This window comes from Chryseobacterium sp. CT-SW4, from assembly GCF_048572715.1.
Taxonomy (GTDB): domain Bacteria; phylum Bacteroidota; class Bacteroidia; order Flavobacteriales; family Weeksellaceae; genus Chryseobacterium.
This window is the reverse complement of record NZ_CP183840.1, coordinates 802,109-818,196: the sequence shown is the minus strand read 5'-3', so window position 1 is coordinate 818,196 and position 16,088 is coordinate 802,109. Positions and strand designations below refer to the sequence as shown.

The following is a 16,088-nucleotide window of genomic DNA, read 5'->3' as shown; positions in this document are numbered from 1 at the left end:
TCCCTTTTATCTCTGAAGCTTTTCGCCGTAACTCAAGTCTCCTGCATCTCCCAATCCGGGAGTGATATATCCTTTGGACGTTAAATCCGGATCGATAACTCCAGCCCAGATCCTGGCATCGGGATAGGCTTTTGAAATGGTTTCAATACCCTGTTTTGAAGCTATTGCCGCTACAATATGAAGCTGAGTCGGCTTGCCATGTGTCAATAAGTCTTTAATCGCCTCAATTAAAGAAGCTCCGGTAGCCAGCATAGGATCTGCGACGATCAATGGTCTCCCTTCTATACTTGGACATGTAAGATAGTCCTGCTTAATGGAAAAGTAATCATTTGCATCATGCTTTCTGTAAGCAGCTACAAATCCGCAATCTGCTTTATCAAAATAGTTCAGGATTCCCTCAAACAAGGGAACTCCCGCACGTAAAATGGTCGTTATAACAGGCTGAACCGCAATTTCCTTTACCTTTATTTTATCTAAAGGAGTCTGAATTTCCACTTCTTTCTGAGCCAAGCTTTTACTGATCTCAAAAGCCGCTACTTCACCAATACGCTCCATATTTCTGCGAAAACGCATACGGTCCTGCTGGACCTCTACATTACGAAGCTCATTAATCCAGGAATTAACTAAAGAAAATTGTGTTGAAAGCTCTGTTACCATATCTTAAAACTTTTACTGCTGTTATAATGAATAAAATCCCTCTTAGATAATATCTAAAAGGGATGTTTTTTATTTCTGTCTAAAATATATTTCTATAGGAACTCCGGTAAAACCGAATTCTTTTCTTAATTGATTTTCCGTAAACCTTTTATAAGGTTCTTTCACATATTGAGGTAAATTACAGAAGAAAACAAATTGTGGTGACGGCGTAGGCAACTGGACACAATATTTGATTTTGATGTATTTTCCCTTAATGGCCGGAGGTGGTGTATTTTCAAAAATAGGAAGCATCACTTCATTAAGCTTGGAAGTTTTAATCTTCTTTTTACGTGCTTCATAAACCTCCATTGCCGTTTCCACTGCTTTTAAAATCCTCTGCTTGGTAAGTGCGGAAACAAATAATACCGGAATATCCTGAAACTGGCCGATCTTATCTTTAATTGCTTTTTCAAAATCCCTCATCGTATTGGTCTTTTTGTCTTCAATAAGATCCCATTTATTGACCAATATTACAATTCCTTTTCTGTTTTTCTGTGCAATCCCGAATATATTCATATCCTGCGCTTCCCAGCCCTGAGTAGCATCCACCATGATAATGACCACATCCGAATTTTCTATGGCACGTACTGAACGCATCACGGAATAAAATTCAAGGTCTTCATTCACTTTGGATTTCTTACGCATTCCCGCGGTATCTACCAAAACAAACTCATGCCCGAATTTATTATAAAGACTCTGAATACTGTCTCTGGTAGTTCCGGCAATATCCGTTACAATATTTCTTTCGTTATCCAGCAAAGCATTGGTCATTGTAGACTTTCCTACATTGGGACGCCCTGCAATGGTAATTTTAGGTAAGCCTTCAAAAGGATCTTTGTAATCAGTGGTCGGAAAATCCTTAACGATATCATCCAGCAAATCTCCTGTCCCGGAACCGGTAGCAGAAGAGAGTGTATAGTATTTTTCTATTCCCAGTTGGTAAAATTCCGTTGCCGGAAGCTCTTCTTTTGATGAATCCACTTTATTTATAACTATATAAATCTGCTTATTCGATCTTCTTAACAGCTCATAAATTTCCTGATCGGTATCGGTAAGACCTTCTTCAACATTCATCATGAAGATAATGGAAGTTGCTTCATCCACCGCCAGCTCAACCTGTTTACGGATTTCCTCTTCAAAAACATCATCGGTACCTACATCATATCCTCCTGTATCAATAACGGTAAATTCTACTCCATTCCAGTCCGATTTTCCGTAATGACGGTCACGGGTAACTCCAGCCGTAGAATCTACGATAGCTTCTCTTTTTTCCAGTAAACGATTAAAAAGGGTTGATTTTCCTACATTAGGACGCCCGACAATGGCAACGATATTTGACATAAAAAAATGTTTAATAAATAATTATTAATGAGTTTCTCCAACTTTTGGAGCTCAATTTTTTTTGCAAAGATAAGGGTTTATTATTTAGGGTGTAAAAAAAGATGCTTTTTAACGGCTGCTATTTAAAATTTAAAACAAAAAATATCGACAATAAAAATTATTACCATATCCAGGTAAAAATCAGTAATAAATAAAAAATAACAACAATAATATAGTTATTTTTAAATGTTTAATAAATTATATGAATAATATCATAACAAAAAACAAATAAGTAGTTTTTATTTAGAAAAATTATAAATAAATTTGCGCCGTTAATTTGTACCCATGAAGAATTTAATTATAATCTTTCTGATGACTTGCTGCGGTCTGTCCGCTCAAACTATTTCAGGGGTTATACAAGACGGAAGGAATGACTCGAATGTTTCCAATGTCCGAATTACGGACGAGTCTACAGGACTATGGACTGTTTCTGATGAAAATGGTAATTTCTCATTAAATTATAATCCGGGAGCCAAACTAATTTTTTCCAAATCCGGCTGGATGAGTGAGAGTATGGTATATAACACTGTTCCAAAAGATAGAGTACAAATAAAGTTATTTCCCGTTTCCATAAGAATACCCGAGGTAAAAATATCTGCCAAAAAAGACAATTTCTCCTCTATTGAGATCAGCGAAGAAGCATTACAAAAAACCCAATCCTTTTCATTAGGAGATGTTTTACAACAATTACCAGGACAATATATTCAGCCGATCAACAATACGGAAATGAAAAATATTGTTTTGCGTACCGCTAACACCCAATCCGTTATAAATTCTTCTGCATATGATCAGGATTTCGGAAATAAAGCATTCGGAACCCAATTAATGATCAATGACGTAACTGTAAGCAACAACAGTAATATGCAGGACTTTAATGCTGCTTATAACAATCCTTTCACGACAGGTTTCAATTTGACTAACAGCAAAGGGAATGTTACGCCTGCACAGCCAAATTACGGTGTGGATCTTCGCCAGATCCCAACGGAAGATATAGAAAAAATAGAAGTTATTGCGGGAGTTCCAGATGCTAAATACGGAGATCTAACCTCAGGATTAATCAAAGTAGAAACAAAAATAGGACAAAGACCTCTACAATTCCAGGCATCTATTGTAGAGGGTACTTATCAAGCCGGGGCGAGTAAAGGTTTTCTATTAAATAAAAAAGGGGACGCTATTAATGCCTCATTCAATTATATGAACTCTACAAGTGATCCCCGTTTTTCCGATGTCACCTATGAAAGGTTCACGGCCAATCTGGGTTGGGCATTCACCAATAAAAGCAAATCGATTCGAAACAGAATGACCTTAAATGTTTCTTCTGATACTAACGAGGGACAAGGTGGAGAAGATGAGTATCATGGTATATATATTAACGCAAAAAATCAGTCTTATTCCTTAACCAACAATACGAATCTTAAATTCAGAAACTCCTGGCTGAAAACCTTTAATGCCAATATCGGTGTTAATTATGCGGACCAGTCTTCCATGAGAAGAAACTTTCTCAATTCTGCGTCCAAACCCTACGGAACTTCATTAACAGATGATGTATATTATGCAAATTACACTCCTTCCCAGTACTTTAACTATAATTATGTAGATGGAAAACCCCTGAACATTTTCCTAGATATGGATGTGAACAGTATTTATAAAACGAATAGCAACTGGATACATAATTTAAGCTTAGGAATCAATTACAGATACAGTGATAATTTCGGGACAGGGAGGTATGGGACTGTAGGACAGTTCGCTGGTATTTCTACCGTGGGAGCTACTTCTAATGGTACAAGGGAATATAATTATTCGGATAATGTGTTATCGATGTCACAGTTCGCAGTGTACATGCAGGATAATATTTTTAAAAAATTTGCTAATCAAAATGTATTGAATGCCAATTTAGGAGTTCGATATGATCTTCAAAATAATTATTCTACAGTATCTCCCAGAGTTAACGCCTCTTATAGAATAAAAAATATCAAACTGCGAGGTGGGATCGGATTATCCACTAAAGCTCCATCTCTCAATCAGGTTTATACAGGCCCGAGATATATTGATATATTGCTAGGTGATTACAGGTTACCCGGGGTTTATTCCGTGGCTATTATGCAAACAGTAGTAACGCCTGCCAATAATGCAGATCTTAAGCCTTCTAAAAGCTGGCGTTCCGAACTCGGATTTGATTTAAACTTGCCTTTTGCCAACTTGGCTCTTACAGGATATAACAATTTCTTATTTGATGGTTTTACTTCTTATTCCAATGTTCTGAATTTACCCAAGGCTAAAGTGGAAGTAACAGCTACAGGAACCGAACTACCGACTTTTGAAATTGTAGGAACAGAAAATTATCGATTTTTACAGACATTACAAACAAACGGATATGATTCACGTGATTTAGGTTTGGAAATGATGCTCGCTTTTAAGAAGATCGAAAGTCTTAATTTAAGTATTGGCCTTAAAGGAGCGTATACCCATACAAAAAGTGAGAAAAAAGTTGAAACCCTGGTAGCTCCTGCCAATGATGATCCAGAAGTTGCCTACGGCATCTTCAATCCTTATCAGGTCACTTCAAAAGTAGCAAGGCTGGGACTATCTTTAGATTATCACCTTCCCAAAGCAGGGATGATTATCTCTATCAATACCGATCATTTTTTAGTGGATTCAAGAACATCTTCGGTTGACACCTACGCTGTGGCTTATTTAGATCAGAACCTGATAAGGCATACAATCACAGAAGCAGATCTTCAAAATCCGGTTATTTCCGCCTTAAGAAGTTCCAGTGGACCTACAGCATATAATCTGGACGGAAAGACCTTTCATAACTTCCATTTGAGAGTGAGCAAAGACTTCCTCAGCGGGATAAGGATTTCAGTTTATCTGAACAATATGTTCAATCTGAAAGTATATGATTCTTACGGTACCAGGTATACCAATTTCACTCCCATTTCTTTTGGAGGTAATATTTCTTATCAGTTTTAATTTTTAAATACTAAATATATATCAACTATGAAAAAACATCTTTTCCTTTTTATACTGTCTCTGGTAATGGTACTTACAGGATGTAGAGATAATGATTTTGAAAACTCTAATGCCCTGGAGCCTGTTGCCTTCAATGTAGCTGTGAAATATGATGCTAATCTAGGAAGTCTCGCTGCTGCTAACGTCAATGTTACTCTAACGAATGATGCGACAGGAGATCAGATCAAAGGAGTAACCGATAGTAACGGGGAGTTAAAACTAACATCCATATTACCGGGAACCTACACCATAATGGCAGATATTAATTTAACCAAACAGAAATACTATGAAACTTTTGGCTTTGAAACCAATAAGGACGAAGTAAGCTTTAATGGCTCTCAGGAAAAAGTAAGTGTTAACATCAATGTAAATTCAACTACTATTGTGCTGGCTAATGGTGTTGTTTCTGATTTTGTAATTAAACAATATTATTATGCCGGTTCTGATACAACACTAGGGGCCTTATTCAGAGATCAGTTCATAGAAATTCACAACAACTCAAACGAAGTCCTTTATGCAGATGGTTTATACATTGCTTTATTAGATGGAAATACTACAAATACCTCTTCTTCTTATACACAATCCAACGGGCAGTACGACTGGAGTTTATCCACTGGAAATAATATAGGTTCTTCAGCCAATACAGATTACGTATATGCTTCTTCCATCATTAAAGTTCCGGGATCCGGAACTCAGTATCCTATTCAGCCGGGTGCAAGTTTCATCATTGCCCAAACGGCAATCAACCATAAAGCTCCTTATACTACCAATGCGGGTGTGAATGTTCCCATTCTTGATCCTTCCAAAACAGTGGATCTAAGCACTGCTGAATTTGAGACTTATTTAGGTGACTGGGCTATCGCCAACGGAGACACTCCCTACACTTACGACATCCAAAATCCAGCTGTACCGGATATGAACATCATCTATTGGAACGGTACTTCCAAAGATTTACTATTAAATACAACCTCCAGACCTGCCTTAGTTATATTCAACGGGGTAACTGATACTCAAATTTCCGCCTATCCTAAAGTACCGAATCCTAAAGATTTAACAGGAAAACTATATGCAAGAATTCCAAAAAACATTATTATGGACGGAGTTGATACAACTAATAAGAACTTAACAGCACCGAAAGATCTTCAAAATGATGTGGACGCCGGAAGAGCTTATATTCAGAATAGTGCAGGGGAAGCATATGCTGACTATACTTCTTACTCTGTTATAAGAAAAACTAAAACAACTATTAATGGAAGGGTTGTTTTACAGGATACCAATAATTCCACTAATGATTTTGTAACTATAAAAGCAAATCCAAAAGGATATGCAGAATAATCTCAATTATAAAAATATTTTCTCAGCAAGGGCTAAAGTTATCTTTGGTCTTTGTTGGCTTTTTTCTTGTCACAGTATAATATATGGTCAGGAGAATCACCTGGACACCATCAATATAGATTATCTGGAGAAAGAAATGAGAATTCAGAATCCTGAGATGGCCTTTAAAAACGGAATGGATTTCTCTAATGCTTATCTGTATCTGGATTATTCCAAACTGGATTTTAAGAGAACTCAAACACCCGGTTCTACTACCAAATACGGTTTCGGATCATCTGGAGTATTTCAATATAACTCCAAAATCATCCTTTCCGGCAAGCTTGAGGTAAGCAGGGAAGATGAAAAGGACGTTCCATTTATTCTTACAGACGAACGTACCACGGATCAAAATTATATCAGCAACCCATCTTACTTTTATGCTCCCCGAAACTCCGACTGGATGAAACAGAATTATCAGATCGGAGGAAATATAGCTTATACTCCTGTTAAAAACCTTTTCATGGTGGTAGGAATAGACGGAAAATTTACAAAAGCTTACTCCAATTCCGATCCTAGACCTAAAATTGGTAATTTCAATTATACTGCTTCAGGTAAATTGGGCTATCAGCTTAGCAATCATTCATTATTTGTAAAAACCTCTTATTTTAATAGAAAGAAAGAGTCTGATATATCTTATTCGGTTTCGGAACTTAATGCTCCAAGTTATTATGAAACTTATATCCGTTTTAATCAGGGATACGGTAACTACTATTATAATGATGGTTTTTCTGACACGGAATACAAGTACGACGGATGGTCCTATGGAGCGGAATACAACTTCAATAATGGAGAAACTTACCTCAATGCCGGCTATAATAATGAGTATTATATTGACAGGATGACACGTCGTTATTCTTATCAGACACAAGATGCCAATGGTGTTCTTCGTACTTTTTATGATATTAAAAAACTTACCGGATTACAAACGGAAAGAAATACTTATCATATTAATTATTTAGGAAACATCAAAGATTGGAAGTGGAGCTCTCTATTAAAATTAACAGACCAGCAGGATATTAATTATGATTACGTGAATAAATATACCTCCTACAGGGTTTATAACACAGAAATAAAATTCAATAACGTATGGTCCAAATACAATAAAAAAGGAGAACTGCTTAGATTAATACTGGATGCAGGATATGGAGATCAGGATATTAAAGATATATCGGTTGTACTTCAGAAAAAATTACGATTCCTTACTTATCAGATAGGAGGTGAAAAAGAATTTAAAGTAAAACCGGATCAGAAAATATCCCTGGAAGTAAAGCATTCTCTATATCTTCCACTGGAAAATGTCATCAATTATGAGCCTTACCAAAGCTCTAATAGTAATATATTTGTGGAAAACATAGTGATGCCAGATTATTTATATGACTCTTCCACTCATATGTCACTAAATATGAAAGTAAAATATCTGTTAAACATCAAAAAGGTTAGATATGAATTTTATGCTTCGGGAGGCCAAATGTTTTATGTAAACAGCGATAATAAGAATGTAAAAGTCGTTTTAAACATAAGCAATAACAGTTATTTTGCAGTAGGATTAAATTTTTATTACTAATGAAGAAGAATATCATAGCCATACTGGGTATTTTATCAGCAGTATATTTATTTTCAAGTTTTGACAAAGTATATCAGGGCTACACCCCTCAGGAACTAAGAGACCTATACAGCAGCGGCGACCCCAGCTTATGGCCCAAACCTCATCTATTTGATGAAGCAAAAGAAGGATTTCAGGATATCGGAGTTTTACCTCAGCCTCAATTCCCCAAAGACAACCCCTATTCTCAGGAAAAAGAAGAATTAGGGAAAATGTTATTTTTTGATCCCAGACTTTCTAAATCGGGACAAATTTCATGTGCGAACTGTCATGATCCGGAGCTAGCCTGGGCGGATGGACGACGCGTAGCCTACGGACATGATCGACAGCAAGGAACCCGGAACACTCCCACTACTCTCAATATAGCCTACGCCAAAGTATTTTTTTGGGATGGCAGAGCCGGAACCTTGGAAGAACAAGTAAAGTCACCGATTGAAAACCCTGTAGAAATGAACCTTCATTCCAAACTGGCCGTGAAAAGAATTTCTAAAATAAAAGGCTACCGAGAGCACTTCCAAAAGGCATTTGGCGATGAGAAAATCACGGAAGAACGAATATCAAAAGCCATAGCCACTTTTGAAAGGACAACGGTAAGCCCAAAATCAAAATTTGATAAATTCATCAGTGGTAAAAAGGATGAACTGACAGATTCTGAAATTAACGGGCTCCATCTATTCAGAACAAAGGCCAATTGCATCAATTGCCATAACACTCCTTATTTTTCAGATCAAAAATTCCATAATGTAGGGCTAACTTATTTTGGAAGGGAATATGAAGACTTAGGACTTTACAACATATCCAAGAAGAATGAAGATGTCGGAAAGTTTAAAACTCCTACTTTAAGAGAAATAACACAAACCGCACCTTATATGCATAACGGATTATTCCCCATTATAAGAGGAGTGCTCAATATGTACAATGCGGGAATGCCGACGGAAAAGAGAAACCGCGAAAGTCCTCTGGCCCCTCAAAAATCACAAATGCTGGAAAAATTAAATCTCACAGAATCGGAACTTACTGATTTAGAAAACTTTTTAGGCACCTTGCATAGTTATAAATATAAAATGCGACCTCCACAGTTACCCAAATAATTTTAAGATTACTTTTATAATAAAAAAGAAAATGGCAGGAATATTCCTGCCATTTTCATCCATAAGTTTACGAACTTATTTAATCATCATCTGTGTTTATATTATTTAACTAAGTCAAATCTATCAAGATTCATTACTTTAGTCCATGCTTTTCCAAAATCTTCTATGAATTTCACCTGACCGTCAGAGCTTCCATAGACCTCAGCAACTGCTCTCAATTCAGCATTAGATCCGAATACAAGATCTGCACGAGTTGCCGTCCATTTTTTCTCACCTGTAGCTCTGTCAGTACCTTCATATAGTTCCTGATCATCAGAAATAGCTTTCCATTTTGTTCCCATATCCAAAAGGTTCACAAAGAAATCATTGGTAAGAGCTCCTGGACGCTGTGTAAAGATTCCATGTTTAGATCCGTCATAATTGGTATCTAAAGCTCTCATACCACCTACCAATACTGTTAATTCAGGAGCAGTAAGGGTTAGCAATTGAGCTTTGTCAATCAATAAAGCCTCTGTAGACACGGTATATTTTCTTTTCAGATAATTACGGAATCCATCAGCCTGCGGTTCCAGATATTCCATTGCTTCGACATCTGTCTGCTCTTGAGTAGCATCCATACGTCCCGGCGCAAAGGAAACAGAAATTGCATGTCCACCAGCTTTAGCAGCTTCTTCAACAGCAGCGGTACCTGCCAAAACTATTAAATCTGCTAATGAAATTCTTTTATTACCTGTCTGGGCATCATTAAATTCTTTCTGAACTCCTTCCAGCACATTCAATACTTTCTGTAATTGAGCCGGATTATTTACCGCCCAGTTTTTCTGAGGTTCCAGACGTATTCTTGAGCCGTTCGCTCCTCCTCTCTTATCACTTCCTCTGAAAGTGGAAGCTGAAGCCCAGGCTGTAGAAACCAATTCTGAAATACTTAGTCCGGAAGCTAATATTTTTGATTTTAATGAAGCAATATCGTTAGCATCAACCAATTCATGGTTAACAGCAGGAATAGGATCCTGCCAGATCAATTCTTCTGATGGCACCTCAGGTCCTAAATATCGGGCACGAGGTCCCATATCTCTGTGGGTTAACTTAAACCAGGCACGGGAAAAAGCATCTGCAAACGCATCAGGATTTTCATAGAAATATCTTGATATTCTTTTATATTCCGGATCAAACAATAATGCAAGATCGGTAGTCAGCATTGTAGGTCTGTGTTTTTTATTTGGATCAAATGCATCAGGAATAGTCTCTGCCGGGCTTTTTGCTACCCATTGATGTGCTCCTGCCGGACTTTTCGTTAGTTCCCATTCATTTTCAAACAAGTTTTCGAAGAAGCTGTTACTCCATTGCGTAGGGGTCTTAGACCATGTAACTTCAAGTCCACTGGTAATGGTATCACCTCCTTTTCCTGTACCGAAAGTACTACTCCACCCTAAGCCCTGCTCTTCAAGACCGGCAGCTTCAGGTTCTTTTCCAACATTATCGGCAGGACCTGCACCGTGGGTTTTCCCAAAAGTATGTCCTCCTGCTATTAAAGCTACGGTTTCCTCATCATTCATTGCCATACGCCCAAAAGTATCACGGATATCTTTAACGGCAGCTGCAGGATCAGGGTTTCCGTCGGGACCTTCAGGATTTACATAGATCAGTCCCATTTGCACGGCTGCCAAAGGATTTTCCAGATCTCTGTTCCCTGAATAACGGCTTTGAGGGTCATGACTGTCTGCCAACCATGTTTTCTCGCTTCCCCAATATACATCCTGATTCGGTTCCCATACATCTGCACGTCCTCCTGCGTATCCGAAAGTTTTGAACCCCATAGATTCTAATGCTACATTTCCCGTAAGGACGATAAGGTCTGCCCAGGATATTTTGTTACCGTATTTTTGTTTGATCGGCCAAATTAATCTTCTGGCTTTATCAAGACTCACGTTATCCGGCCAGCTGTTTAGCGGAGCAAAACGCTGCTGCCCCTGTCCGGCTCCTCCTCTTCCGTCATTTACTCTGTAAGTACCTGCACTGTGCCAAGCCATACGGATAAATAAAGGACCATAGTGTCCGAAGTCAGCAGGCCACCAGTCCTGTGAATCTGTCATTAATGCATGAAGATCCTTTTTTACAGCTGCCAGATCCAAGCTTTTAAAAGCTTCGGCGTAATCGAAATCTTTATCCATAGGATCTGATAAAGAGGAATGCTGACGCAATATATCAACCCTTAACTGATTAGGCCACCAATCATGATTTTGTGTTCCTTCACCAGCAACTGTTTGATTTTGATTCATTGTTCCATTATGAAATGGGCACTTACTGATGTCGTTAGAATTTTTTTCCATTGTAGTTTATTTTTAAATATATCTGATTTAACACTATTTAATTTTCTTCTTTTTGATGAAGCAAACTTATTACTTTCTCGCAATAATTACAATCTATTGATATTATATTTTCCATAGCTAAAAACTATAATTAAATATAAAACACTGATTTATAATTAATTAAATTCAATAAAATTCATAAAAGCTTACCATAAATGTTTATAAAACTAGGTAAAAAAAATAATTTAAACAACATTTCACTTTAATATGACCATAAATTCATATAATTTTTATTTTATATTAATAAACATAACTCATCTTATTAAAAACCGTTTTTTATTTAACCTTAACAGATTTCAACAAAAAGATGATAATTTAAAAGAAAAACCATTACCTTTATAAAAAACAAACATTAATGTAATATGAAAAAAGTATTGGTTATAATTTTGGTAGCTTTTATTATTATTCAATTTTTTCCTATTGACAAAACAAATCCGCCATTGACACCGGGAATGGACTTTTTAAAAATTAAAAAGACTCCGCCGGAAACCGCCAAACTCATTCGATCTTCATGCTATGACTGCCATTCGAATGAAAGTGTATATCCTTGGTATTCGAGTATTGCACCTTCTTCGTGGTTCCTGAAAAACAATATCGATAACGGAAGAAAACATCTCAACTTCTCTACATTCGCGACCTATGATATCAACAGGCAGATTAAAAAATTAGATGAATGTGTGGAAATGATTGAAAAAGATGAAATGCCGCTGAAATCTTATCTTCTTATGCATCAGGAGGCTAAACTAAGTCCTCAGCAAAAAAAGGAGCTTATAAGCTATTTTAAAGCAATGAAAGAGGAAACTCAAAGAAAAACGGTTTTTTAAATTAATATAAGAGAGCATTAAAGCTCTCTTTTTTTATTGATTCAACGACCACACCGAATAGCTGTTGGGAGGTGATTGGATTTTCACCCATTTATCACCCTGCGTGGTAGGATACCATGTAGAATTTCCCGTAAAATCCTTTATCTGCTGACTGCTCCAGTTGGTTTCAATCCATCTTTCCTGCCAGCTGGAAGAATTATTAATATAAACAACAAGTCCCGGGTTACCGTTATAACCGTTACGTCGCGCTATATATTCATCATTATCCGTATATAATATAGAGGTAGTTCCCGTCGCTTTGTTATTATGAATCCAGATCAGGTTATTAAGTCTTTCTTTATTGAGCCATTCTTCATAATCCCTGTAAAAAATGGTAGGATATCCTTCATGGGTAAGAATATAGGCATAAGCCAACATTTTATTCCATATAATATCCGTATCATGATTGGCTACAAAAGTAACAGCTTTATAGGGGTTTCTTTTCCACATCATATCGTCATTCAGCAAACTGAGATTACCGTTATCAAATGCTTCATCCATTTTATAGTAAGCTGCAAAATCAAATACAGAACTATTGGCATTATTGGCCCACCATTCCAGAGTATTTACATTGGAATCCCACAGTTCACCCACGGAAAAACCGCCCACCTGGGAATTCCAACTGTTTACCACCCATGGTCCAAATCCTTTAACATAATCAAATCTCCAACCGTCAAATTTCATTACATTCTTATAGTATTTTGCCACGGAATCATCTCTTCCCCATAACCAGTCCTGCACATAGGGATTAGCATGGCATACATCCGGAAATCCTCCGAAAGATCCTTCATCATTATTTCCATAGGCATTTTTATAAAAGTCATTGTAGCTGCGCAGGAATTTCCCTGAAGCCACCCCTGAAAAATCGGTCCAGGTATTGGAGCCTACGTAGGGATTGTATTCGGATTGTCCTCCACTGTTATGATTGATTACAATATCGGCATATACCTGCATATTTTCCTGATGCGCTTTTGTAATCAAAGCTTCAAGTTCCGCCCTGGAACCAAACCGGGTTTCTACAGTTCCATTTTGATTGTAATTTCCGAAATCATAATAATCGGTAGGATCATACCCCATTGAATAAGCTCCGTTCTGAGCTTTGGAAGCCGGCGGTAACCATACGGCTCCGATGCCTGCATTGGACCAGTCCGTTAATTTATCCTTAACGGTATTCCACCAGTTTCCTCCGGAAGGAACATCCCAATAAAAGCCCTGCATTAAGACACCACCTCCCGGCCCGGCTACAAATTTTCCGGTGGCCGATGTTCCGGTACTGAAAGGCCGTCCGTCATGATGGGTTACATTGATAATTTTAGCAGAGGCTTCTGCCTGTTTTGAGCTTTCATTTACTACCTGATCCTCATTCTGACAAGAATTGAAAAGCAGCAAACTCATTACTGAAAGTAATACAAAATTGTTTTTCATATAAATTATTTTGGTTATTAATTCATTAACTAAATTACATTTTTATTAAATAAACAAATAAAAAATTAATAACTTTTTTAATTATTAAAAATAAAACTTCACAATCTCTATGATAACTTTTTATTAAAATTTTATAAACTTCCAACTTTTTCAGGACAATTTTTCTTTTAATCCATATATTTGCACATTATGGAATATAACACCCAAAAAACTCAGCTTCATTTGCCGGAATATGGCAGAATTATCCAACAGTTAGTAGAGCGTTGTAAAGAACTTTCTACCAAGGAGGAAAGAAATGAAATGGCAAAGGCTATCATTGATTTTATGGGTCAAAGAAACCCCCAGCTCCGTGATGAAGAAAATTACAATCACAAGCTTTGGGATCATCTTTTTATTTTGGCCGATTACGATCTCGATGTAGATTCTCCATTTCCTTTTATTACGAGAGAGCAGCTTAAGGAAAAACCTAAAAGAATGGAATACCCTAAGCTTCAAGGTGATTATAAATTTTACGGAAAAAGTATTCTTCAGCTTATAGATAAAGCCATTGAACTTGATGAAGGGGATGAAAAAGAAGCCCTGATAGAAGTGATTGCCAATAATATGAAGAAATCCTATAATGTTTACAATAAAGAACATGTTACTGATGATGTCATCTTCCGACATTTAAAGGAATTATCAGAAAACAGGCTTGATTTAACAGGGATAGATTCTCTTGAAAAGAGTAAAATTTATTACACAAGCAACAACAGAAACAATAAGAACAATAAGAATAATCAATCTAACAACAATAAAAAAAGGCATACCAGCCACAAAAACAGAAAATAATGAGTGGAACCTTTCAAATAAGAGGAGGAAAAAGATTGCATGGTGAAATCACCCCACAAGGAGCTAAAAATGAAGCGCTTCAAATATTATGTGCGGTTTTATTAACAGATGAAGAAGTAAGAATTAAAAATATTCCTGACATTCATGATGTTAATAGATTGATAGAAATTCTGGGAGATTTTGGGGTAAAAGTTACCAAAAACGGTCATGGAGATTTCACTTTTAAAGCAGATCACGTTAATTTCGATTATATAAAATCCAACGAATTTAAAAAAGACGGAGCAAAATTACGGGGTTCCATCATGCTGATGGGTCCGATGCTCGCCCGCTATGGTGAAGCTTATATGCCAACTCCGGGAGGTGACAAAATAGGAAGAAGACGATTAGACACCCACTTCCAGGGCCTTGTAGAGCTGGGAGCTGATTTTCATTATGATGAGGAAGAATACTTTTATTCTTTAACGGCGAAAGAGCTTAACGGTAAATTCATTTTACTGGAAGAAGCTTCCGTAACCGGAACAGCCAATATCATAATGGCAGCCGTTTTAGCTAAAGGAAAAACCAGAATATATAATGCTGCCTGCGAGCCTTATCTTCAGCAGCTTTGTAAAATGCTGAACAGAATGGGAGCTAATATCTCCGGTATAGGGTCCAATCTTGTGACCATTGAAGGAGTGGATTATCTGCACGGTACCGAGCATACGATGCTTCCTGATATGGTTGAAATAGGTTCATGGATCGGACTTGCAGCCATGACCAAGTCGGAAATCACCATTAAAAATGTAAACTGGAATCAGCTTGGTGTAATCCCTAATACATTCAGAAAATTAGGTATCGAGCTGGAACAAAGCGGTGATGATATTTATATTCCTGCCCAGGAACATTATAAAATTCAGAAATTCATTGACGGGTCTATCCTTACCATTTCGGATGCTCCGTGGCCAGGATTTACACCGGATTTGTTATCCATTATCCTGGTGGTAGCCACACAGGCTAAAGGAAGTATTCTTGTCCATCAGAAAATGTTTGAATCCAGATTATTCTTTGTAGATAAACTGATTGATATGGGAGCGCAGATCATCTTATGTGATCCGCACCGAGCTACTGTTATCGGTCTTAATCAGGAAACTCCACTTAGAGGAACAACGATGACCTCTCCGGATATCAGAGCTGGAAATGCTTTATTGATAGCTGCTTTATCAGCTGAAGGTAAATCAATCATTCATAATATTGAGCAGATTGACCGTGGATATGAAAATATTGACGGAAGATTAAAAGCTTTAGGTGCTGATATTGAAAGAATTTAATTTATAGAAATACTATAAAAAAGCGCTCAGGATTTCTGAGCGCTTTTTATTTTCAGTGAACAGATAAAAACAACCTATTATTCAGCCATAAAAAATGCCTGGTAAAAACCAGACATTTTGTAATTAAAACTATATGAACT

Annotated in this window: 11 protein-coding genes; 7 read left to right on the top strand and 4 right to left on the bottom strand. The window is 37.0% G+C overall.

Annotated elements, in window-relative coordinates:
* Positions 1-6: 6 nt before the first annotated feature.
* Both upp and der read right to left on the bottom strand, forming a co-directional pair.
* Entirely contained in the window at positions 7-657 is a 651-nt protein-coding gene (upp, locus tag ABJ974_RS03550; RefSeq protein WP_419870012.1) for a uracil phosphoribosyltransferase, read from the bottom strand.
* A 69-nt stretch (positions 658-726) separates the two neighbouring features.
* Entirely contained in the window at positions 727-2,037 is a 1,311-nt protein-coding gene (gene der, locus ABJ974_RS03545; protein WP_419870011.1) for a ribosome biogenesis GTPase Der, read from the bottom strand.
* A 324-nt stretch (positions 2,038-2,361) separates the two neighbouring features.
* Between der and ABJ974_RS03540 the strand changes: the two genes are divergently transcribed.
* From ABJ974_RS03540 to ABJ974_RS03525, 4 genes are read left to right on the top strand one after another with little or no spacing between them, the layout of a single operon-like run.
* Positions 2,362-5,049 (top strand): TonB-dependent receptor, encoded by a 2,688-nt coding sequence (locus tag ABJ974_RS03540; protein ID WP_419870010.1) that lies wholly within the window; start codon positions 2,362-2,364, stop codon positions 5,047-5,049.
* A 27-nt stretch (positions 5,050-5,076) separates the two neighbouring features.
* The gene (locus ABJ974_RS03535) at positions 5,077-6,423 is read left to right on the top strand and encodes a DUF4876 domain-containing protein (protein ID WP_419870009.1); all 1,347 of its coding nucleotides are present in this window, start codon (positions 5,077-5,079) and stop codon (positions 6,421-6,423) included.
* Positions 6,413-8,026: a DUF6850 family outer membrane beta-barrel protein gene (locus ABJ974_RS03530; protein WP_419870008.1), complete on the top strand. Its 1,614-nt coding sequence runs from the start codon at positions 6,413-6,415 to the stop codon at positions 8,024-8,026. Before ABJ974_RS03535 ends, ABJ974_RS03530 begins: the two co-directional genes overlap by 11 nt.
* Entirely contained in the window at positions 8,026-9,156 is a 1,131-nt protein-coding gene (locus ABJ974_RS03525) for a cytochrome-c peroxidase (RefSeq protein ID WP_419870007.1), read from the top strand. The genes ABJ974_RS03530 and ABJ974_RS03525 overlap by 1 nt, the downstream gene beginning before the upstream one ends.
* Before the next feature lie 101 nt (positions 9,157-9,257).
* On the opposite strand, the gene katG is transcribed toward ABJ974_RS03525, so the two are convergent.
* Positions 9,258-11,486, bottom strand: a complete 2,229-nt coding sequence (gene katG / locus ABJ974_RS03520; protein WP_419870006.1) for a catalase/peroxidase HPI — start codon at positions 11,484-11,486, stop codon at positions 9,258-9,260.
* Positions 11,487-11,887: 401 nt separating this feature from the next.
* Here katG and ABJ974_RS03515 point away from each other — a divergent pair, with 401 nt between their 5' ends.
* Entirely contained in the window at positions 11,888-12,349 is a 462-nt protein-coding gene (locus ABJ974_RS03515; RefSeq protein ID WP_419870005.1) for a heme-binding domain-containing protein, read from the top strand.
* A gap of 33 nt (positions 12,350-12,382) precedes the next feature.
* Here the strand turns inward: ABJ974_RS03515 and ABJ974_RS03510 are convergent, their stop codons facing one another.
* Positions 12,383-13,813 (bottom strand): alpha-amylase, encoded by a 1,431-nt coding sequence (locus ABJ974_RS03510; RefSeq protein ID WP_419870004.1) that lies wholly within the window; start codon positions 13,811-13,813, stop codon positions 12,383-12,385.
* 189 nt (positions 13,814-14,002) lie between these two features.
* Between ABJ974_RS03510 and ABJ974_RS03505 the strand changes: the two genes are divergently transcribed.
* Together ABJ974_RS03505 and murA are read left to right on the top strand one after the other, a co-directional pair.
* On the top strand, positions 14,003-14,641 hold the full coding sequence (locus tag ABJ974_RS03505) for a DUF4290 domain-containing protein (protein ID WP_419870003.1): 639 nt from the start codon (positions 14,003-14,005) through the stop codon (positions 14,639-14,641).
* A complete protein-coding gene (gene murA, locus ABJ974_RS03500) occupies positions 14,641-15,948 on the top strand; it encodes a UDP-N-acetylglucosamine 1-carboxyvinyltransferase (RefSeq protein ID WP_419870002.1) in 1,308 nt (435 codons plus the stop codon). The genes ABJ974_RS03505 and murA overlap by 1 nt, the downstream gene beginning before the upstream one ends.
* The last annotated feature ends 140 nt before the right edge of the window (positions 15,949-16,088 follow it).

Coding starts and splice junctions, on each gene's coding strand:
- upp (WP_419870012.1), bottom strand. CDS start 657: ATGGTAACAGAGCTTTCAACACAATTTTCTTTAGTTAATTCCTGGATT.
- der (WP_419870011.1), bottom strand. CDS start 2,037: ATGTCAAATATCGTTGCCATTGTCGGGCGTCCTAATGTAGGAAAATCA.
- ABJ974_RS03540 (WP_419870010.1), top strand. CDS start 2,362: ATGAAGAATTTAATTATAATCTTTCTGATGACTTGCTGCGGTCTGTCC.
- ABJ974_RS03535 (WP_419870009.1), top strand. CDS start 5,077: ATGAAAAAACATCTTTTCCTTTTTATACTGTCTCTGGTAATGGTACTT.
- ABJ974_RS03530 (WP_419870008.1), top strand. CDS start 6,413: ATGCAGAATAATCTCAATTATAAAAATATTTTCTCAGCAAGGGCTAAA.
- ABJ974_RS03525 (WP_419870007.1), top strand. CDS start 8,026: ATGAAGAAGAATATCATAGCCATACTGGGTATTTTATCAGCAGTATAT.
- katG (WP_419870006.1), bottom strand. CDS start 11,486: ATGGAAAAAAATTCTAACGACATCAGTAAGTGCCCATTTCATAATGGA.
- ABJ974_RS03515 (WP_419870005.1), top strand. CDS start 11,888: ATGAAAAAAGTATTGGTTATAATTTTGGTAGCTTTTATTATTATTCAA.
- ABJ974_RS03510 (WP_419870004.1), bottom strand. CDS start 13,813: ATGAAAAACAATTTTGTATTACTTTCAGTAATGAGTTTGCTGCTTTTC.
- ABJ974_RS03505 (WP_419870003.1), top strand. CDS start 14,003: ATGGAATATAACACCCAAAAAACTCAGCTTCATTTGCCGGAATATGGC.
- murA (WP_419870002.1), top strand. CDS start 14,641: ATGAGTGGAACCTTTCAAATAAGAGGAGGAAAAAGATTGCATGGTGAA.